This window comes from Haloarcula sp. H-hyl2 (assembly GCF_056934385.1).
On sequence record NZ_JBRIIJ010000003.1, the window covers coordinates 168,909 to 188,754 of the forward strand.

At 65.9% G+C, this 19,846-nt stretch carries 19 protein-coding genes; 10 read left to right on the forward strand and 9 right to left on the reverse strand.

The genetic code is table 11. From position 1 onward, the window contains the following. Positions 1 to 125 precede the first annotated feature (125 nt). On the forward strand, positions 126 to 3,197 hold the full coding sequence (locus tag Hhyl2_RS18130; protein WP_483552200.1) for an FAD-binding and (Fe-S)-binding domain-containing protein: 3,072 nt from the start codon (positions 126 to 128) through the stop codon (positions 3,195 to 3,197). Here Hhyl2_RS18130 and Hhyl2_RS18135 read toward each other — a convergent pair whose 3' ends face one another. The 4 genes from Hhyl2_RS18135 to Hhyl2_RS18150 form a co-directional block, all read right to left on the reverse strand. Next, positions 3,198 to 3,677: a hypothetical protein gene (locus Hhyl2_RS18135; protein WP_483552201.1), complete on the reverse strand. Its 480-nt coding sequence runs from the start codon at positions 3,675 to 3,677 to the stop codon at positions 3,198 to 3,200. It lies immediately after the preceding gene. Beyond that, positions 3,674 to 4,009, reverse strand: coding sequence for a hypothetical protein (locus Hhyl2_RS18140; protein WP_483552202.1), 336 nt, complete (start codon positions 4,007 to 4,009; stop codon positions 3,674 to 3,676). The genes Hhyl2_RS18135 and Hhyl2_RS18140 overlap by 4 nt, the downstream gene beginning before the upstream one ends. 3 nt (positions 4,010 to 4,012) lie before the next feature. Next, positions 4,013 to 5,737 (reverse strand): Nramp family divalent metal transporter, encoded by a 1,725-nt coding sequence (locus Hhyl2_RS18145; RefSeq protein WP_483552203.1) that lies wholly within the window; start codon positions 5,735 to 5,737, stop codon positions 4,013 to 4,015. A gap of 73 nt (positions 5,738 to 5,810) precedes the next feature. Beyond that, a complete protein-coding gene (locus Hhyl2_RS18150) occupies positions 5,811 to 6,359 on the reverse strand; it encodes an ArsR family transcriptional regulator (protein ID WP_483552204.1) in 549 nt (182 codons plus the stop codon). A gap of 436 nt (positions 6,360 to 6,795) precedes the next feature. On the opposite strand from Hhyl2_RS18150, the gene Hhyl2_RS18155 reads away from it, so the two are divergent. From Hhyl2_RS18155 to Hhyl2_RS18185, 7 genes are all read left to right on the forward strand, one after another. Then, the gene (locus tag Hhyl2_RS18155; RefSeq protein ID WP_483552205.1) at positions 6,796 to 8,169 is read left to right on the forward strand and encodes an ABC transporter substrate-binding protein; all 1,374 of its coding nucleotides are present in this window, start codon (positions 6,796 to 6,798) and stop codon (positions 8,167 to 8,169) included. Positions 8,170 to 8,298: 129 nt separating this feature from the next. Then, complete coding sequence (locus Hhyl2_RS18160; protein ID WP_483552206.1) at positions 8,299 to 9,270, forward strand: branched-chain amino acid ABC transporter permease; 972 nt, start codon at positions 8,299 to 8,301, stop codon at positions 9,268 to 9,270. Beyond that, complete coding sequence (locus Hhyl2_RS18165) at positions 9,270 to 10,136, forward strand: branched-chain amino acid ABC transporter permease (RefSeq protein ID WP_483552207.1); 867 nt, start codon at positions 9,270 to 9,272, stop codon at positions 10,134 to 10,136. Before Hhyl2_RS18160 ends, Hhyl2_RS18165 begins: the two co-directional genes overlap by 1 nt. After that, the gene (locus Hhyl2_RS18170; RefSeq protein WP_483552208.1) at positions 10,133 to 10,894 is read left to right on the forward strand and encodes an ABC transporter ATP-binding protein; all 762 of its coding nucleotides are present in this window, start codon (positions 10,133 to 10,135) and stop codon (positions 10,892 to 10,894) included. Before Hhyl2_RS18165 ends, Hhyl2_RS18170 begins: the two co-directional genes overlap by 4 nt. Further along, entirely contained in the window at positions 10,891 to 11,601 is a 711-nt protein-coding gene (locus tag Hhyl2_RS18175) for an ABC transporter ATP-binding protein (RefSeq protein ID WP_483552427.1), read from the forward strand. The genes Hhyl2_RS18170 and Hhyl2_RS18175 overlap by 4 nt, the downstream gene beginning before the upstream one ends. 10 nt (positions 11,602 to 11,611) lie before the next feature. Then, positions 11,612 to 12,979: a methyl-accepting chemotaxis protein gene (locus Hhyl2_RS18180; protein WP_483552209.1), complete on the forward strand. Its 1,368-nt coding sequence runs from the start codon at positions 11,612 to 11,614 to the stop codon at positions 12,977 to 12,979. Positions 12,980 to 13,043: 64 nt separating this feature from the next. Then, on the forward strand, positions 13,044 to 14,063 hold the full coding sequence (locus Hhyl2_RS18185) for an AIR synthase family protein (protein WP_483552210.1): 1,020 nt from the start codon (positions 13,044 to 13,046) through the stop codon (positions 14,061 to 14,063). Between the two features lie 26 nt (positions 14,064 to 14,089). On the opposite strand, the gene Hhyl2_RS18190 is transcribed toward Hhyl2_RS18185, so the two are convergent. Together Hhyl2_RS18190 and Hhyl2_RS18195 are read right to left on the reverse strand one after the other, a co-directional pair. After that, complete coding sequence (locus Hhyl2_RS18190) at positions 14,090 to 14,710, reverse strand: histidine phosphatase family protein (RefSeq protein WP_483552211.1); 621 nt, start codon at positions 14,708 to 14,710, stop codon at positions 14,090 to 14,092. Positions 14,711 to 14,855: 145 nt separating this feature from the next. After that, positions 14,856 to 15,431, reverse strand: coding sequence for a DoxX family protein (locus tag Hhyl2_RS18195; protein WP_483552212.1), 576 nt, complete (start codon positions 15,429 to 15,431; stop codon positions 14,856 to 14,858). Positions 15,432 to 16,037: 606 nt separating this feature from the next. Between Hhyl2_RS18195 and Hhyl2_RS18200 the strand changes: the two genes are divergently transcribed. Further along, complete coding sequence (locus tag Hhyl2_RS18200; protein WP_483552214.1) at positions 16,038 to 16,274, forward strand: hypothetical protein; 237 nt, start codon at positions 16,038 to 16,040, stop codon at positions 16,272 to 16,274. An 83-nt stretch (positions 16,275 to 16,357) separates the two neighbouring features. Here the strand turns inward: Hhyl2_RS18200 and Hhyl2_RS18205 are convergent, their stop codons facing one another. Then, positions 16,358 to 17,209: a hypothetical protein gene (locus Hhyl2_RS18205; RefSeq protein WP_483552216.1), complete on the reverse strand. Its 852-nt coding sequence runs from the start codon at positions 17,207 to 17,209 to the stop codon at positions 16,358 to 16,360. A 174-nt stretch (positions 17,210 to 17,383) separates the two neighbouring features. Further along, the gene (locus Hhyl2_RS18210) at positions 17,384 to 18,355 is read right to left on the reverse strand and encodes a transcription initiation factor IIB (RefSeq protein ID WP_483552217.1); all 972 of its coding nucleotides are present in this window, start codon (positions 18,353 to 18,355) and stop codon (positions 17,384 to 17,386) included. 110 nt (positions 18,356 to 18,465) lie between these two features. Here Hhyl2_RS18210 and Hhyl2_RS18215 point away from each other — a divergent pair, with 110 nt between their 5' ends. Further along, entirely contained in the window at positions 18,466 to 18,849 is a 384-nt protein-coding gene (locus Hhyl2_RS18215; protein ID WP_483552218.1) for an ACT domain-containing protein, read from the forward strand. A gap of 37 nt (positions 18,850 to 18,886) precedes the next feature. On the opposite strand, the gene Hhyl2_RS18220 is transcribed toward Hhyl2_RS18215, so the two are convergent. Continuing rightward, positions 18,887 to 19,660, reverse strand: a complete 774-nt coding sequence (locus Hhyl2_RS18220; RefSeq protein WP_483552219.1) for a helix-turn-helix domain-containing protein — start codon at positions 19,658 to 19,660, stop codon at positions 18,887 to 18,889. Positions 19,661 to 19,846 lie beyond the last annotated feature (186 nt).

Below are 19,846 nucleotides of genomic sequence, written 5' to 3' on the forward strand. Positions count from 1 at the left end.
TTGTTCCCGTCGCTACCGTTTTCGGCGGAACAGTTTTGATGCTCGTCTAATTACACGGGACCACGAGGTGTGTTGGCTCCCCGGTCACGGGCCGGTGGTGCCAGCGCCCATGGAGCGCACACACGATGGCAACCGATTCCGGAGACAGAGACGACCCCTCGACCGACGAGGCATCGAACTACGACTATCGCGGTACGGCGGTGGCCCGACCAGATCTGGTCGCCGATCTCGAATCGCTCGTCGACGGGGACGTCCGGTTCGACGAGTACTCACGCCAGTTGTACGCGACGGACGCGAGTATCTACGAGGTGACGCCCATCGGCGTCGTCTTCCCGCGGTCGACAGCGGACGTCGCCGCCGTCGTCGAGTACTGCGCCGACAACGACGTCCCGGTCCTCCCGCGCGGCGGCGGCACCAGTCTCGCCGGCCAGGCGGTCAACGAGGCCGTCGTGTTGGATTTCACACGCCACATGGACGATCTACGGTCGGTCGAGCCGGCCGCTCGCGAGGCGCGCGCTCAGCCCGGCATCACCCTCGGCGACCTCGACGCGGCACTTGCTGAACACGACCTGAAGTTCGCGCCCGATCCGGCCTGGGGGGACAAGAGCGTGCTCGGCGGGGCCATCGGCAACAACTCGACCGGCGCACATTCACTCCAGTACGGCAAGACCGATGCCTACGTCGAGGAGTGCGAGGTCGTCCTCGCCGACGGGACCGTCACCACGTTCGGCCCGGTCGATCGGACGGACCTCGCCGAGCGCGGCGACCCCACGGGTGACCTCGAAGCGCGCATCTACGCCGAACTCGACCGCCTCCTCCGGGAGGACGGCGACGAGATAGCGGCCCGCTACCCCGATCTCAAGCGCAACGTCTCCGGCTACAACCTGGACTGGGTCGTCGAGGATGCGGCCGACGGAACGGTGAACCTGGCGCCGCTCCTGGCCGGCAGCGAGGGGACGCTGGCTATCGTCACCGAGGCGACCGTCTCGCTCGAACCGGTCCCGGCGACCAAGGGGATGGCGCTGCTGGCATACGACGAACTCGTCGACGCCATGGCGGATGTCGACGATATCCTCGAACACGACCCGGCGGCCGTCGAGGTACTCGACGACACGCTCGTGAACCTGGCCCGCGAGACCGCCGAGTTCGCCGACGTGGTCGAACTGCTGCCGGTCGGGACCCGGGCGGTCCTGCTCGTCGAGTTCTACGCCGAGGACGATGCTGCTGCGGAGCGGAAGGTCGCGGACCTCCTGGCGGACCGGACCGATGGAGTCGACACGCGGGGCGACCCGACCAGCGACGCGGTCTCCGTCGACGCGCCGGTCCGGGCCTTCGACGCCCTGGAGGCCCACGACGAGGCCGAACGCGAGCGGTTCTGGAAGCTCCGCAAATCCGGGCTGCCGATCTTGCTCTCCCGGACGACCGACGAGAAACATATCGCCTTCATCGAGGACACGGCGATCCCGCCCGAGAACCTCCCGGAGTACGTCAGCGACTTCCAGGAGATCCTCGACAGTCACGACACGTTCGCGTCGTTCTACGCCCACGCCGGTCCTGGCGTCCTGCACATCCGGCCGCTCGTGAACACGAAGACCGTCGAGGGCGTCGAGCAGATGGAAGCCATCGCCGACGCCGTGACCGACCTGGTCGTCGAGTACGGCGGGTCGGTCTCGGGCGAACACGGTGACGGCCGCGCCCGGACCCAGTGGAACCGGAAATTGTACGGCGAGGACGTCTGGCGCAGTTTCCAGCGTCTGAAGACCGCCTTCGACCCGGACTGGCTGTTGAACCCCGGCCAGGTGGTCGGTGTCGACGAGGCGGCGGTCACGGACGGGACGGCCCCGCAACGGGCCCGCACCGTCGACATGACCGAGAATCTCCGATTCTCGCCCGACTACGAGTTCGACGCCGGGTTCGACGCTGCGCTGGACTGGGACAACGAGAACGGGATGCAGGGGATGGTCGAACTCTGTCACGGCTGTGGGGGCTGTCGCGGCCCCCAGGAGACCACCGGCGGGGTCATGTGTCCCACCTACCGTGCTGCAGACGAGGAAGTGACCGCGACCCGAGGGCGTGCCAACATGCTCCGGCAGGCGATGAGCGGCGACCTGCCCGACGACCCGACCGACGAGGCGTTCGTCTCGGAGGTGATGGACCTCTGTATCGGTTGCAAGGGGTGTGCGAAGGACTGTCCGAGCGAGGTCGACATGGCGAAACTCAAAGCCGAGGTCTCACACGCGCACCACCAGGAACACGGTGCGAGCCTCCGGGACAGACTGTTTGCCAACGTCGACACGCTCGCACGCCTGGGGAGCGCCCTCGCCCCGCTCTCCGCCCTGCCCCAGCGGCTCCCCGGTGTCCGTTCGCTCATGGAGAAGACGGTCGGCATCGCCAGCGACAGGACGCTGCCGACGTTCAAGCGCCGGACGCTGACCGATTGGTTCGCCGCTCGGGGGCCACAGGTCCCCGAACACGGGGCCGACAGGAAGGCCCTGCTGTTTCCCGACACCTACACGAACTACAGTCACCCGGCTGTGGGGAAGGCGGCCGTCCGCGTGCTGGAGGCGGCGGGCGTCCACGTCAGACTGGCCGACCGGACCGACAGCGGCCGGCCCGCCCACTCGAAGGGGTTCCTGGAGCAGTCCCGTGCGACGGCCGCCGAGAACGTCGCGGCACTGGCCCCGCAGGTCGAGGCCGGGTGGGACGTCGTCCTCGTCGAGCCCTCCGACGCCGTGATGGTCCAATCGGACTACCTGGACCTGCTGGGCCACGACGACGACGCCGCGACGACGGTCGCGGCGAACGCCTACGGTGTCTGTGAGTATCTCGACCGGTTCGATCTCGATCGGGCGGTCGACTGGGAAGACCCGGACGAATCGCTGACCTACCACGGCCACTGTCACCAGAAGGCGACCCGGAAGGATCACCACGCCGTCGGTGTCCTCCGCCGGGCGTCCTACGAGGTCGACCCGCTGGACTCGGGCTGCTGTGGGATGGCCGGCAGTTTCGGCTACGAGGCCGAACACTACTCGATGAGCAGGGCGATCGGCTCGATCCTCTTCGATCAGATCGACGGCAGCGTTGGCGACACGGTGGTCGCTCCGGGCGCGTCGTGTCGCACCCAACTGGGCGACCGGCCTGACGCGGAGGGGGAACCACCACACCCGATCGAGAAACTGGCCGCTGCGCTGCCCTGATCACCGGTCGGCCAGGAACCGCCGCAGGCTCGCCACCGGGTCGAACCCCAGCCCAGGGTTGTGCTCGACCGCGAACGCCCGTCGGGTCCCGAGATTCCCGAGCGCCGAGCCCAGCGCGTCCATCTCGACGGGGGCGTGGATGCGGTACGCGTAGGGTGGCCCGGACGCCACGTCGACTGCCACCTTCGGCCGTCCGAAGCCGCGCCCGTCGTAGAGCCTGACCCGGTCCACCCGGTCGTACGGGAGACGGTGGGTCCGCTCGGCGAACTCGACCAGGGCAGGGAGGCCGTCCCGCCGATAGCGCTCGGTGGCTTCCTCGGCGACCTCGTGGGTCTTCCCCCGCGCGATGCCGAACAGCGGCGTCAGGTACTGGTACTCCGGGATGACGAGTGCCGAATCCGTGAACACGAGGTCGGCCATCCGGAGGGGGAAGGTACCCCCCATCACCGAGTGGACGTGGACGTGGACGGCGTCGCTCACGGAGTCCTGCCCCCTCGAACGCCGCGGTCCGCGAACAGGAGCCCGCCAGCGAGGAACGCGAGGCCGGCGACCCGGCCTGTGAGTGCCAGCCAGAGTCCAGCGACGACGCCCACTGTGGCCACGCCGACCACTCCGCGCCGGATGCTGGGCCGGCCCGCATCGTCCCATCGCTCCCCGGTGTAGGTCAGGATCATCACGCCGACGACGAGACTCACACCGAGCGCCCGTTCCGGCCCGGGCGGGAGGACGGTCCGGACGGTCAGCACCGTCCCTACCCCACCGATGTAGACGCCCCAGCTACGGTCGATCAGGGAGGCCAGTGGACGCGCCATCGGTCAGGGGAAGTACCAGGCCGCCTCGTCGGCCCCCTCTATCGTTCGATCGGTCGAGCGTTTCCCGCGGATCGAGGCCACGACGACGACTGCCTGCACGAGGGCGAACACCCCGAACAGCACGTATCCCCCGGGCTCACTCCCGACGACGTTCGGTGCCGTGTCGAAGACCGGGACGCCGACGTTCGTCATCGTGTTCCCGATGAGCAAGACGCTGAAGTACCCGAAGAAACCGGTCGCCCACCACTGGGTAGCGACTCGGAACCATCCCGGCTGGGTGTGTTCGGGGAGCCGCGTCGTGTTGACGACGAGCAGGAGGGCCGTGTAGGGCCACATCATCACGCCCGACATCGCGGCGGCGACCACGAGCAGGCCGAACGGTTGCTCGATGGGGATCGGTGACCCCAGGATAGCGATCCCCCAGAGGATGAATACCGTGAGCAACCCCCAGAAGATACGTGGGAGGCTCCAGCCCGCAGCACGGCCGTACAGTTCGTAGACGATGTCGGCACTGTTGCGAACGAACGATTCGACGATGGCGTACTCGGTGGTCAACAGGGCGAAAAAGAGCGTCATGAAGATGAGGGTGCCACCGATCGGCCCGACCTGTGGCACGATGACCTCGGCCCACATCACGACCCCGTCGTCGGACGTCCCGTGGGCGTACTCGGCTGCCAGCGCCATCATCATCGTCGCGACGACGAGGAGGCCGACGACGAACGTCAGCAGGTGTTCGAGCTGTGCCAGCCGCCACCAGCCCCGCCACCGGCGCAGGTTCGTCACCGTCGGCGGGAACGTAAAGCCCTCTCGCTGGACTGGTTCGGGGTCGTCGCCGACGATGGGGTTCTTGATCCGTCCCTGGTACCGGCCCATCGCGTACCCCTTCTCGCGGACCCAGAGGCTCTGTGAGAGGTTGAGGTAGCCGCCGGCGCCGGCGTAGGCGAGTCCGCCGAGGAAGACGGCGATGTCCCCGCCCGGTGGGATAGTCCCGACGCTGAGGATGCCACCGGGCACGTTCGCGAGTTCGTTCACCGAGCCCAGTGCGACGAACAGCGCGACGGCGAACAGCGAGGCGATAGAGACCAGCAGGATCTGGATCCGCTCGACGACGTTGTACATCAGCGGTGTCAACTGGTAGGTCACCCAGATCAGGATCATCAGGACGATCCCGAACAGTCGCCAGGCGACGAGCTCGAACCCACCTACCTGCAGCGTTAGCTCCGCGATACCGAGCCCGATCGCGCCGACCTTCGCGGCACTGGCCGCCCAGCCCGGCCAGCCCAGACTGACGAACCCGAGCAGGAGGAAAAACAGCGGCCAGAACCTGTGGACGCGTTCGAAAGAACGGAAGACGGATTCGCCGGTCGCCAGCGTCCAGCGCTGTATCTCCGTGTTCATGAAGAACTGTGTGATGACGCCGAAGAAGAACGCCCAGTAGAGCGCCCAGCCGTGCTGCGCGATCAACACCGGCCAGAAGAGGGTCTCACCGCTACCCAGGGAGGCCCCGAGCATGATCGCGCTGGGGCCGACGACGTGGGAGAGTTTCGGGACCTTCGGGAGGTCGAGCACGCGGAACTCCCCGTCACGACCTCGCTCGGGATAGCCGTCGTTGTCGGGCGCGAAGTCGAGGTTGTCGTACGCGGTGGGCATGTAGGAACTACTGCGATACTCGCGCCCTTCAGCACCCGTTGCGTACACCTCGCGCTCGGGAATCTCGTCGTCGCTCATCTCGGCGCCCCGTTGCTGTCTGGTACCGCTGTCCTCACCGTGATGCTACCACATGCGAGCGGGGCAAAAGTGTTTACCCGCCCAGGAAGTGCCAGATGTGGCCGCGCTCCTCCGGCGGGTCCACACCCGGAAGCTCCGCGAGCGCGGGCTGGATGGCGTTCCACCACCCCTCGGCGGTCTCGTATTCCGCCGGGTTCTCCGGGAACACGTCCTGGAGAAAGTCGGATTTCTTGGCCTCTGGGTGTTCCTGCAGGTACTCGTAGGACGCGAGCAGCGCTGCACGCCTGGATTTCAGGGTCTTGCCCGTGCCGGGCAGCTCGACGTCGTCGACCATCGACTGGATGGCGGGATCGTCGCTCTCCTCTCCTGGGGAATCCTCCATCGGCACCCACCAGACCCGGCTGCGCGACCCGACTTTCCGGGTCTTCAGGTCGCCCCGTTCGACGAGGGTATTGAGTTTGTTGTGGGCGGTCCGGCGGGAACAGTCCACCGCGTCGATGATGTCGCTGGCTGTCAGCGGCCGAGCACGGTCGTCCCGTTCCTCGAACACGCCCAGCACTGCGTCCAGCGGCACGCGGTCCGAGTGTTCGGCACTCTGATCGCGTTCCCGCCCCGGTGACATATTGAGATGTTGCGGAAGGAGAGGGATAAACGTTGTCGTGGCCGCAATACCCCGACTCAGGCGAGTCGGATCGTGTCGAATTCATTCGAGTGTACTTTTGGATCACACGTGTGCATATTCTCATGACAGCCGAAGCATGGAACGAGGGCAGGTTTCGGATCTGTGCCTTAGTGGGGCTGAACGGGCTCATTATCGAATTGGTCGACGGCCAATATCTGTACAATCACTCTATCCACCCACCATATACGGGCATAGGGCTCAGTCGAGTACATTCGAGTGTATGTCTCCGCAATCATATATTTGTGGGTGATGAATCGCTCATTTTGGGTTTCGTTGTGTTCTAAACGGCACCTAGTGGTGACTGGAGATATGGTGACTGGAGATAATAATGAATTTCACCCATAGATATAAGTGATTCCAGTCTGGTGCTAGATTCATGCCAGAACGTGACAGTAACGGCACGCAGGGTGGCATCGGACGTCGAACGTACCTCAAAGGCGCTGGAACGGCGGTACTGCTCGGCCTGGCGGGCTGTAGCGGTGACGGCGGTGGCGGTGGTGACGGCGGCAGCGGTGGCGGCTCCGACGGTGGCTCTGGGGGCGACGGCGGCGACGGTGGGGGCGGCGACGGCGGCAGCGATGGCGGCTCGACGGGGAGCAGCAGTGACTCCGGACCCATCCCGGTCGGGAACCTCTCGCCGTTCAGCGGGGGCCTCGGCTGGATCGGGCCGAACTCCCGGCGTGCGGTCACCACGGCCCTCGAATCCGAGGGCGGCGTGAACACGACGGGCGTTCTCGGCCGGACGGTCGAGATTACCGAGCAGGACACCGAGACGAAACCCCAGCCCGCTATCAGCGGGTTCAAGACACTCGACAGCCAGGGCGTCGTGACGATGGTCGGCCCGTCGAGCACGGTGACTCCGAGCCTCGTGGAGCCGGCACAGAGCGCCGGACTGTCGTTCGTCTCCCCGATGACGGGGACGATCCAGCTCGACGACATCGGCGGCGAGTACGTCTGGCGGACGGTCCCCTCGGACAGTATCGGTGCCCGAGCCCAGGCCCAGTACGCCTACCAAGAGCTCGGCCACCGCAAGATGGCGCTGGCGTACAAGAACGACAAGGGGTCACAGAGCTTCTCGAAGGCCTCCGGGGAGTACTTCAAGTTCCTCGGTGGGGACGTCCTGACCGAAGCCGCGCTCGATCCGGGCGCGAGCTCTTACCGGAGCGAGGTCCAGAAGCTCCAGGACTCCGACGCGGAAGTCGTCTCGATGACCGCCGCGACGGAGGTCACCGGGCTGTTCATCAAGAACTACGTCGAGGCCGGCGCCAGCGAGGACTTCGAGTTGCTACTCGGGAACGACGTACTGACGCCCGATTTCATCGAGGAGATGGGGGCCGACGTGATGGAAGGTATGGTCGGGCAGGCACCCGCACCGGGCCCGGCCTACGACGCGTTCCAGGAGAAACACAACAGCATACACGACAAGGAGCCGGGCGCGTTCGCGGCGGCTGCCTACGACGCGATGAACCTCATCGCGCTCGCATTCGTCGCCGAGGGTGAGGCCTCCCGTGAGGCCGTCCCCAACCACCTCGGCGACCTGGGGAACCCGCCTGGCACGAAAGTCCAGACCTTCGCGGAGGGCAAACAGGCACTGGAGAACGGCGAGGAGATCGACTACGTCGGCGCCTCGAACCCGCAGAACTTCGACGACACCGGCGACCCGCTCGGCCCGTTCTCGGCACTGCAGGCCCAGGACGGCGAGTGGAAGACGGTCAAGACCTACTCCGCCGAGGAACTGGCCCAGGAGTGAGGTTTCGGCCCGACCTGACAGCACGGACTACCGACACACCTCTTCGATTCAGGCTATGCTCTACACGAACCACAGATGCTGGCGGCGCACGGAGCGACGAACGATACAGTCGAGTGCAGGGGGTGACGTATGAGCTACGCCACCCTCCTGGTCACCGTCGGCATCATCGTCGGCGTCTACGCCCTCCTGGCGGTCGGGATGAACATGCACTGGGGTGACACCGGGCTGCTCAACTTCGCCCACGCCGGTTTCTTCGCAGTCGGCGCCTACACCTCGACCATCCTGACGACACCGGGCGGTGAGGGGCTCCTGGCGGCGCGAACCATCGGCTTCGATCTCCCCATCGTCGTCGGCCTCGTCGGTGCGACGGCACTGGCCGCCGCTGTCGGTGTCCTGATCGCGCTGACAAGCGTCCGACTGGAGGGTGACTACCTCGCGATGGTCACGCTGAGCGCGGCGGAGATGATCCGGTTGCTCATCACCAACGAGTCCTGGCTCACCAGCGGTTCCCAGGGGATCAAGGACATCCCGCGCCCGATGGCGGGTGCGTTCCCGCTCGACCTCGGCGGATTCATGCTGGGGTACGACCTGTTCTATCTGGTGATCGTGGCGGCGATTCTCGGCGCCAGTTACCTGGTCTTCGAGCGACTCTCTCAGAGCCCGTTCGGTCGCGTGCTCCACGCCGTCCGCGAGGACGAGAACGTCCCGCGGGCGCTGGGCAAGCGCACGTCGGTGTTCAAACTGAAGTCGTTCGGCCTCGGTGCCGGCGTCGCGGGGCTGGCGGGCGGCCTCTGGGCGCACTTCTTCTTCGCGATCAACCCGACGATGTTCCTCCCGTCGCTGACCTTCAGCGTCTGGGCGGCCGTCATTATCGGCGGCGCCGGGAGCTACGCCGGCGCTATCGCTGGTACGGTGTTCATCGTCGGTATCCGGCAGGTCACCCGGTTCATCCCCAACAGCATCCCGTTCAGCGGCGACCTGCCGTTCATCCGGCTCATCGTCATCGGCGTCGCACTCATCGCCGTCCTGTACTACCGACCGCAGGGACTGCTCGGTGACAGAGAGCGACTGGCCGCGGGCCAGTCCATGGAGGGCGAGTGATGGCGGGGTTCGATCCGCAGTTCATCTGGTTCGGCCTCGTCTCGGGGAGCCTCATCGCGCTGGGCGCGCTGGGGCTGACGCTGATCTTCGGTATCCTCGATTTCATCAACATCGCCTACGGCGAGTACATGGCGCTGGGTGCGTTCATCGCGTTCGGCCTGAACACCGCCGCCGGATTGCCGGTGATCGTCGCGGCAGCGATCGCCGTCCCCGCGATGGGTGTCCTGGCGATCGCCTTCGACAAGGTCGTCTTCCAGCACTTTCGGGATCGGTCGGCGATCGTGTTGCTCGTCGTCTCCATCGGGCTCTCGTTCATCCTGCGCAACCTCATCCGGATCATCTGGGGGAGCGGGGCCAAGCGCTTCGAGGTCCCCATCGAGCAGGCGCCGACCTACTTCGGTATCCAGATCCTGGCCGATCAGGTCGCCATCGTCGTCCTCAGTTTCGCCGTCCTCGGCGGGACCTTCCTGCTCTTGCGCAAGACCGACGTCGGGATCGCGATGCGGGCCGCTTCGGACGACACCGACCTCGCGCGCATCCGCGGGGTCGACACCGAGCGGTTGGTGCTGTACGTCTGGATCGTCGGTGGTGTCATCGCCGCCATCGCAGGCATCATGCTGGGGCTCGACGGCCAACTCCGCCCGACGATGGGGTTCCTCTCGCTGATCCCCATCTTCGCTGCGGTCATCCTGGGCGGCATCGGTGATCCCGTCGGCGCGGTCGTCGGTGGGTACGCCATCGGGCTCATGCAGGAACTGTCGGTGATCGTCATCCCCGCCGAGTACAAGCCAATCATTGGACTCGTGTTGCTCGTCGGTGGGCTGTTGACACGTCCGGACGGCCTGTTCGGGGAGGCGACACGATGAGCGAGGCAGTACTTCGGGTCGAGGACCTCAGGAAGTCCTTCGGTGGGCTCGTCGCCGTCGACGGGGCGAGCTTCGAGGTCGAGGAGGGGAGTATCGTCGGCCTCATCGGCCCAAACGGCGCCGGGAAGTCGACCACGTTCAACCTCATCACCGGCTTCTACGATGCCGACGAGGGCCGTGTCGAGTTTCGCGGCGAGAACGTCGTCGACGTCTCTCCCGAGGAGCGCGCACAGCGTGGGATGGTCCGTACGTTCCAGATCACGCGGGAACTGACCGGGATGAAGGTCGGCCAGAACATGCGCCTGGGCGGACAGGACCACGACGGCGAGAAGGTCGTCCACGCCCTGGCCGGAACGGCCGACGAACGCGAGGCAGAGATCGAGTCCCAGGCCGAGACCATCCTCAAACAACTGGAGCTGTGGGAGCTCCGCGACGAGTACGCGGGCAACCTCTCGGGTGGGCAGCGGAAACTCCTCGAACTGGGACGCGCGCTGATGGCAGATCCGGATCTGCTCCTCCTCGACGAGCCGATGGCCGGTGTCAACCCCAGTCTCACCGACGAGATCATCGACATGATCGAGGCCCTCTCGGACCAGGGGATCACCTTCCTCATCGTCGAACACGACATCGACATGATCATGGATATCAGCGACAAGGTGATCGGGATGCACCAGGGCCAGGTACTCGTCAGCGGCCCCCCAACCTGGGTCCAGAAGGACGAGGACCTGCTGGAGGCGTACTTCGGGGGTGAGGTCTGATGCTGCTGGAAGCCACCGACCTCAAGAGCGGCTACGGCGACGCCATCATCGTCGACGGTGCCAGCCTGGAGATGACCGACGGCGAGATGGTAACGATCATCGGGCCCAACGGGGCCGGCAAGTCGACGTTCCTGAAGACCATCGTCGGTCTCCTCCGCGTGCGCGAGGGGCGCGTCGTCTTCCAGGGCGAGGATATCACGGCTATCTCGGCCGATCAGGCCATCGAGTACGGGATGTGTTTCGTCCCCCAGACAGAGAACATCTTCCCGAACCTCACCGTGATGGAGAACCTCAAGATGGGCGCCTGGTCGCTGACCGACGACGCCGACTTCGACCGGCGGGTCCAGGCGGTCTACGAACGGTTCCCCGAGCTACAGGACCGGACCGGGACCCTCACCGGGAACCTGAGCGGCGGGCAACAGCAGATGGTCGCCATGGGAGCGGCCCTGATGCTCGACCCGGACCTGTTGATCCTCGACGAGCCCTCCGCCGGCCTCGCGCCCGATCTGGTCGACCAGATGTTCGACAAGATCAGCGAGATCAACGACACCGGCACCTCGGTCCTGATGGTCGAGCAGAACGCACGCCGCGCCCTGGAGGAGTCCGACCGCGGCGTCGTGCTGGATATGGGCGACTCGAAACTCGAAGGCACCGGCGAGGAACTGCTCGACTCCCAGGAGGTCGCAGAGCTCTACCTGGGCACCTGAGGCTACTGGCATGAGTGACCGATCACAGACATTGAACGGCGAACGAGGGTACCGGGAGTTAGTCGAGACCGACGCCCCGGACGACGAGAAGAGTGCCGACCAGCTCCGGGCGGAGCGCGACCAGTGGCGACACCTGTTCACACAGCTGATCGAGAAGTTCCCCGAACCGATGTTCGCCGTCGACGACGACCGCGTCCTGCGGTACTTCAACGAGACGGCAGCCAGGGAGTACGGACGTGACCGGACGGAAGCCATCGGGACCGAGGGGTACGAGTTCTTCGGCACCGAGGGCGAGTCCGAGATACTCGCCGAGACGGTCGCACGGACCGGCGAGACCGTCCGTGAGGACGAGTTCCGCTCGGTGCCGACACCGAACGGCCGCCTGTGGAACCGCTCGATGGCGGTCCCGATGGAGGACCTCGACGGCGAGGTGATCGGTGCGGTGGAGCTAACCTCCATCGTCACCGACATCGTTCGCCAGCGTGACCGGATGGCCGACGCACAGGAGACCGTCAGCGAGGAGGTCAGCACTTCGGTCCACGAACTGCGGGAGACCGCGGACGACGTTGCCACGCGGTCCGAGGAGATGAGCGACCGCTCGGCCCGGCAGGAGGAGACGATGACACAGGTCGCCGGCGAGGTCTCGAACCTCAGTGCCAATGTCGAGGAGGTCGCCTCGACGGCCAGCGAGGTCGAGGCCACGAGCAAGCGAGCGGAATCGCTGGCGACCGACGGCCAGGAGGCCGCGACCGAAGCCATCGAGGTTATTGAGTCTGTCAGGGACGCCGCCGACGAGATGGGCGATGACGTCACCGCGTTGCAGCGCCGACTCGGTGATATCGACGACATCGTCGAGGTCATCGACGACATCGCCGAACAGACGAACATGCTCGCGCTGAACGCCTCGATCGAGGCCGCGCGTGCCGGCGAGGCCGGCGAGGGGTTCGGCGTCGTCGCCGACGAGATCAAGTCGCTCGCGACAGACTCCCAGCAGCAAGCCCAGGAGATCGAGCGGACGATCGACGAGGTCCAGACCACAGCCAGCAGGACGGTCACCGGCATCCGGGAGACGAACGAGGAACTCGAAGCCGGCCTGGAACGGACAGAAGAGGTACTGACGACCCTCTCTGACATCGTTGCGGCGGTCTCGGAGGCGGCCCGTGGCATCCAGGACGTCGCCACGGCGGCCGACGACCAGGCGGCCTCGACCGAAGAGATCGCGAGCATGATCGACGAAGCTGCCGACCGGGCCGACGAACTCGCGACGACGGTCGACACGATCGCCGCGGAGAACCGGAGTCAGCTATCACTCGTCGAGGATATCGATGACGCCATCACCGAGCTAGAGGAGACGATGGCCGAGATAGAGACCGACTAGCGAGACACTCGGGGTGGCCCGCGAGACACAGGACACATGACCCTCTCCCCCGGAAGTAGGGCCAATGACCGAACGCGGGAAGATCGATAGTCGGGTCTTCGCGGACGTCATCGCCCCCTTCCTCGGTGCCGACAGGGACGACGTCGCACTGGGGCCGACACACGGGATCGACTTCGGCGTCCTCGACGTCGGTAACCGGGCCGTCGTGCTGGCGACCGACCCGGTCTCGATTATGCCCGAACTGGGCTTCGAGCGCTCCGGTCGGCTGGCGCTCGATATCGTTCTCACGGACGTGGCCGTCTCCGGCATCGCGCCGACCCACTTCGCGGTGACGCTCACGCTTCCGACGGCGATGACCGACGAGCAACTCGCCCGGACGTGGCAGGGGATCCACGACCACGCCGAGACGCTGGGTGTCAGCATCGTCGGCGGCCACACGGCCAGATACGAGGGGGTCGACTACTCCTGGGTCGGCGGGGGGACGGCCATCGGCGTCGGCGACCGGGCGGACCTCGTCAGGCCGGACGGTGCGCGACCGGGTGACGACATCGTCGTCTCGACAGGCCCCGGCGCGGAAGTCGCCGGGCTGTTCGCGGAACTGTTCCCGGAGGCGCTGGGCCTGTCGGCCGAGACGCTCGCCACGGCTCGCGAGCGCATCGACGACATCCTCGCGGTCGCGGACGCCAACCGCATCACCGCCGCGAGCGATCCGACGGCGATGCACGACGCCACCGAGGGCGGTGTCGTCGGTGGCCTCGCCGAGATGGCGACCGGCGCTGGCCTGCTGTTCGACGTCCAGCGCGAGGCCGCGCCGCTCCGCCCCGGTGTCACGGCCGTCTGTGACGCGGTCGGTCTCGACCCCTGGACTGTCACGAGTGCGGGGACGCTCCTGCTCACTGCCCCACCCGAAGCGGCGCGTGCCGCAGTCGACGCACTCGAAGCGGCCGGCACGCCCGCAGCGGTCGTCGGAACCGTCCGGGAACCGACCGACGACGGGCCGGGCGTCCGCCTCGACGGGACCAGGGTCGAACCCCCGTCGTCGGATCCCGCCTGGGACGCGATGGCCGATCTCTGGGAGCGCTGAGCGCCTCCGGGAGTGCTACCGGCCGGTCACTGATCGAGATGTGCCGTGTCCCCGGAGAAATCGAGATGCCAGTCCGTCTCCCGGCGTTCGAGCCGGGTCAGGCCACAGAGCGGGGCGTCGGCCTCGTCCGTGGCCCCGACCAGTCCGTCGACGATCCCGCCGATAGTAGCTCCGTGCCCGATCAGGAGGACCGTCCCCTCGACGTCGGTGGCGATCCGACGTGTGGTCCGCCCGATGCGTTCCATCGCCTGCGTGTGGGTCTCCGGGAAGGACGGGTCACCGTACGGGTCCTGCACCGGCCGGATCGTCTCGAACCAGTCGGCCAGCCGTTCCTGGGGGACCGTCTCCGGCTCCGCATCGAACCACTCGGCGTTCCGGTGTTCACCCAGTCCCGGTTCGAGGACGGCCGTCGCACCGATCTCGCGACAGATCTCGTCGGCCGTCTCTGCGGTCCGCAGGAACGGTGACGCGTAGATCGCGTCGAAGGCGACAGCGGACTCTGCGAACCGCCGCCCGACCCGCCACGCTGCCCACCGGCCAAGCTCGGTGAGACCAGGGTCGTGGACGCGGTCGGCGTGTGTCTCCCAGTCGGGGTCGACGCTGTCCCGCCGTTCGCCGTGTCTGACTCCCCAGACGACGTCTGCCATATCGAAAGCCACGGGTTCGGGGGACTAATCGTCATGGGCCGGCCGGCGGCGCTTGGCTCGAAGAGGAAGAACCAGCGCTCACGCTCGTCGGTCGGTACAATCAGCAAAACAGTCGTCGGTGGCTCTGCGAATCGAATCCCGATGCCTATCCGAGGACGTATTCGAGGACCGGGTAGCGCTCGATCAGCGTCTGACCACCGAACTCGTAGTTCTCGATCCAGGCGTCCAGGCCGAGGATCCGGCCGGCACCGAACGCGGCGACGGCGAGGAACACGAGCATGTAGGCGAAGTCGCCGTTGATGACGCCGTGGGTGATGTCCCAGTTGCCGAAGTAGAACATCGCCATGAGGAGCGCCCCGAAGAACGCCGCGAGACGGACGATTGCGCCCACGAGGAGGCCGACGCCGATGAACAGTTCGCCCCACGGGACGGCGACGTTCGCGAACTCGACGAGCCACGGTGTCGCGGCCATCCAGGCGAACAGGCCCGCCAGCGGGTTCCCGTTCGCGGCAGCGACGTTGGCCAGGTACCCGCCCGAACTGAACGGTTCGGCGGCGACGATCTTGGTGAACCCCGAGTAGGCGAACGCCCAGCCCATCATGAGACGGAGCGAGAGGACGAACCACGCGGAGAGGCTGTGAGCCCGGCCGTGGACGGTGATTCCGCCGAGAGTGCTTTCGAACGTGTTACGGGTGTCTGTGGTGAGTTGTGATGCGGTCATGATAGCAGGAAGAAAACTCCCTACTTCTGCTGACGCGCTATGAGGTAATAAAGTAATATGGATACTTGTTAGCATGAATTTGCATAACTTATGTATTAGATATGGTGCCCACTCTGTACGTATTTCGTGACACCGCACTCAAATGGGCATTTGAGGCCACAGAAGGTTTATTGCCGCGTCATTCCCACGCTCACACGGGTCCCGGTTCCCGCTCCCTGCATCGACCACACGCTCTCCACCCCCCCGATCCTATAGTAGCCATTGAAAGTCACTGCACACCCGATCGCACGACTGCAGTGCGATCGGTGTGTACATCGTTTCAATTGTTACGATAGTTGCCGGGGCCCACCGGAAGACAGTAGCCGTTGAAAATCACTGCACACCCGATCGCACGACTGCAGTGCGATCGGTGTGTAGATCGTTTCGATTGTTACTGTCTGGGGAGTTCGGTAGGGGTACACGAGCCGAGTGGGGTGGTGGGTGAGCGGGAGTTTCTGTGCATCGACGTGGCAAGCCATGGCTGTAGTGAACGACACGGACTCTCCAACTCACTGGCGGTGTGACCGCCACACAACCTTTTTGCCACTATCCTCGGAAGCCCCTGGCATGTTGCTGCCCGCCCTCCAGTTCGGGATTCCCGGTGGCCCCGAACTCCTCGTCCTGTTCGTACTGCTGAGTGGTCTGGTGCCCCTCGTCGTCGCCGCACTCGTGTATCGGGACGCGAAGGGAAGACAGAGTGACCACGCGCTCGCGTGGGGACTGGGGTCGTTCTTCGGGGGGCTGGTGGTGTGGATTCTCTACGTGGTGGTCCGTGACGAGGTCGGTCGCGGGGGCACCGTATAACGCACCATCGTGCAACCCCGGTCGGTCACTGGACTGCGGCACCGGTCGCACGGCCTCGACTCCAACAGCCACTCCGCCGACAACTAAATAGACTGGCGACGATCCGAATCGCCGCTCGGCGGTCCTGGTTCGGCCATCGACAGGATGAAATTGATTGCGAGTACGGCCGAGACGAGGATCGGTACGAAAGTGAAGAACGCAGCTATCGGGGAGACGGTGACCGTCTCGCCGACCATGAGCGTGAGCGTCATGAGACCGATCGGTGCCGCCAGCGTCGACCCCAGGACCAGTACCACGCCGGCGAGCACGTAGCCCCACGGCCGTTCCCGGGCGAGCCAGACCGCCGCCAGCAGGATCGACGGCACGACGACCCCGAGGTCGAGGACGTGACTCGCCATCGCTTGCGGCCCCGCTTCTGTGATGAGCGACGGCGTCGTGCCACGCAGGAGTGGCGGGACGATATCCGACAGCCAGAGGGTTGCCAGTCCGATCCCGACGACGACGAGCGCGCCACCGTACGCCGTCGTGTTCAGGCGCCCCTCCAGCGCTCGACGGATCCCCTCGACGTCCGTGGTCAGGAGTCCACCGACGAACGTGAACAGCGAGAGCGTGAACAGTGCGACGTAGACGAGGAAGAGTTCGTTGAACGGGATCTGGATCGCGATTGAGGCCCACATGTACGTCATGTACGCCAGGCCCCCGAGCCAGACGATGCGGCCGCGCTGTGTGTTGTACACCGCGTACCACAGGCCGAGCGTGAGTACCGGGACACCGACGACCAGCATCGCCAGATCCTGCATCTGGTAGGCGTCGACGAGTCCGGGCGCTGCCCGGTAGTGTCCCTCCCGGAAGAGCCCGACCAGGGAGGTCGCGATCGTGAGAACGATGACTGCGGCCGTCGTGACGACGTGCCAGCGGTGGAGTCGGTTCGCCATAGTATTGTCTAGATAACACTATAGGGGACGGATTCTTAGTTGCGTACGCCCGCTCTCGCTGTCTGAGAATACCGTGCCGGTTCCGACAGAACACTCCCGACGTGACTGGGCCTTCCAAGGGGGGTCGGCGAGTGGGACTCCGTCGAGAAAGAGTGAGCGATCTGGTGAGTCGTTTCAGACCGCGCCAGCACTGGCTTGGCCGCCGATGTCGGTCGCTTCGAGGAGTTCTCGATACCGGTTCCGGATCGTCACCTCGCTCATCTCGGTGACGTCGCTGACCTGCGTCTGCGTGAGCTCGGCGTCGGCGAGCAGGCCGCCGGCGTAGATCGCGGCGGCCGCCAGCCCGACCGGGCTCTTCCCGCTGAGGACGGCCGTCCCTTTCGCGTTCTCGAGAAGCCTGCGGGCCTCCCGTTCGACCGCCTCGTCGGCGTCCAGTTCCGAGAGGAACCGGGGGAGATACGAGGTCGGGTCGGCCGGTTCGACCGCCAGGTTCAGTTCACGCGAGATGTACCGGTAGGTCCGTTGCATCTCCATCTCGTCGATGCGGGAGACGTGACGGACCTCGTCGATCGAGCGCGGGACGCCGGCCTGCCGGGCAGCGGCGTACAGTGCCGCCGTCGCGACACCCTCGATGGAGCGCCCCGGAAGTAGGTCCTCCTGCAGCGCGCGGCGATAGATGACACTGGCCGTCTCGCGGACGGTCTCGGGCAAGCCCAGCGCCGCGCCCATCCGTTCGATCTCGGCCAGCGCCTGCTTGAGATTGCGGTCCCGGGAGTCCTGGGTCCGAAATCGCTCGTTCCAGGTCCGCAATCGCTGCATCTTCTCGCGTTGCTGGCTGGACAGCGTGTTGCCGTTCGCGTCCCGGTCCTGCCAGCCGATGTTGGTCGAGAGGCCCTTGTCGTGCAGGAGGTCCGTGGTCGGCGACCCGACGCGGGACTTCCGGTCGCGCTCTGTCGAATCGAACGCGCGCCACTCCGGGCCGCGGTCGATCTGCCCGTCGCGGACGACCTCGTCGGTCTCCGGATCGACCCACTCGCCGTGTTTCTCGTCGTAGACCAGGTCGGAATCGTCGCTGGGCTGGCTCCCCCCATCGCTCTCTGCCGTTTCGCGGTCCGTTCGTGCGTCGCGCCAGCGGGTCTGTGACATCAAGTGACCGTACAGAGAGCTGCACGGGTAATGGACCCTCGTTCGGCATATTCCAACTCGCTATGCCCGGCACCCGAACCATCGAATACGGCGCCGGTCGAAGGGGGCGTATGGAGCCAGCAGACTACCTGAATGGCGGCACCGTCTCCGTTTCGACAACCACCTACGACGTGGTCGAGACGGACCAGGCCGACCCGTCGGCGTTCGCCACCGTCCAGGACGGGACGGAGACCACCGTCGTCGCCGAACAGGGAACCTACCGGGAGGACACCGTCCGCGAGCGTGTCCGGGGGTGGCGACGGCTCACCTTCGAGATGGAACTGCCGTTCGAACTCGTGGGGTTCCTGGCGACGGTCGCGACTGCGTTGACCGAGGCCGGTGTCTCGATCTACGTCGTCTCTGCGTTCTCGACGGACCACCTGTTCGTGCGGGAGACGGACCTCGACAGCGCCATCACGGCGCTGGAGGGGCTGGGTTGTCGCGTCGAGGTCTGAGTGGACGCTGGAACACGATCGCCGAGATCCGGACCGCTCAGACGCTCGTCTCCAGCGCCGTCGGTTCGACTCCCTCTTCGGCCGCAGCGCCCACCGAATCGGAGACGAACTGCCGGGCCAGCCACGCCTCGGCGCGCGTAAGCCGGTACTGGAGCGTCGACCGCGGGACGTCGAGGTGCTCGGCGATATCCGAGACCGTGTTCCGCCGGGGCGATTCGTAGTAGCCGAACTCGACTGCAGCCTCCAGGGCGGCGTGCTGTTCCGGCGGCAGTTCGCCGTCACCGATGGTCTCCTCGAACCAGCACTTCGGTTCGCTGAGGCGCTCGACCGACACGGTGAGTTCCTCGCAGAGTCCCGCTTCGACCTCCTCGTAGATCGCCCCGACCGTATCGTCGTCGTCGACGAGCAGTCGCCACTGGTACTCCGGGCCACGGCGTTCGGCCTGCATCAGGAGGCCGTCCCCGATGTGTCGGGCGGCGATGTGGGGAATCGATTGGATGCCGGTTCCCTCCGTCCGCCTGGAGTAGACGATCCGCCCGTCGGCGCTGCTGGCGAGGATCTCGTAGTCCCACTCGACGACGGGCGCGCCACACATCCCGACCCGCTGGTCGCAGTCCGTGACCGACGACAGTGTCTCGTCGAAGGCCGCGAGCGCCTCCGTCGGGCCCGTGATCCGGTCCAGCCGCCACACCGACTCCGTGGTCGCGTGGACCGCCATAGATTTGGCGTGTAGCTCCGGATACTCGATGAAGAGGTCCATGACCTCGTTGACTCCCGTCTCGTACTCGATGGTGAAGACGAACTCGCGCACAGTACACTGTCGTCACAGCCGTGGATATATTGCTGTTTGGAATATTCCAACTCCTCCTTGTCTCTCAGGAGCGCTTTCCGGAAACACGGCAGATCGCCTGCGCTCGGCACGGAGAGCGTGGCTTCCTCCATGTTGGTCAGTTGTCGGTCGTTTCCGGAACCGACCCAGTCACTCTTTTGGGAGTTC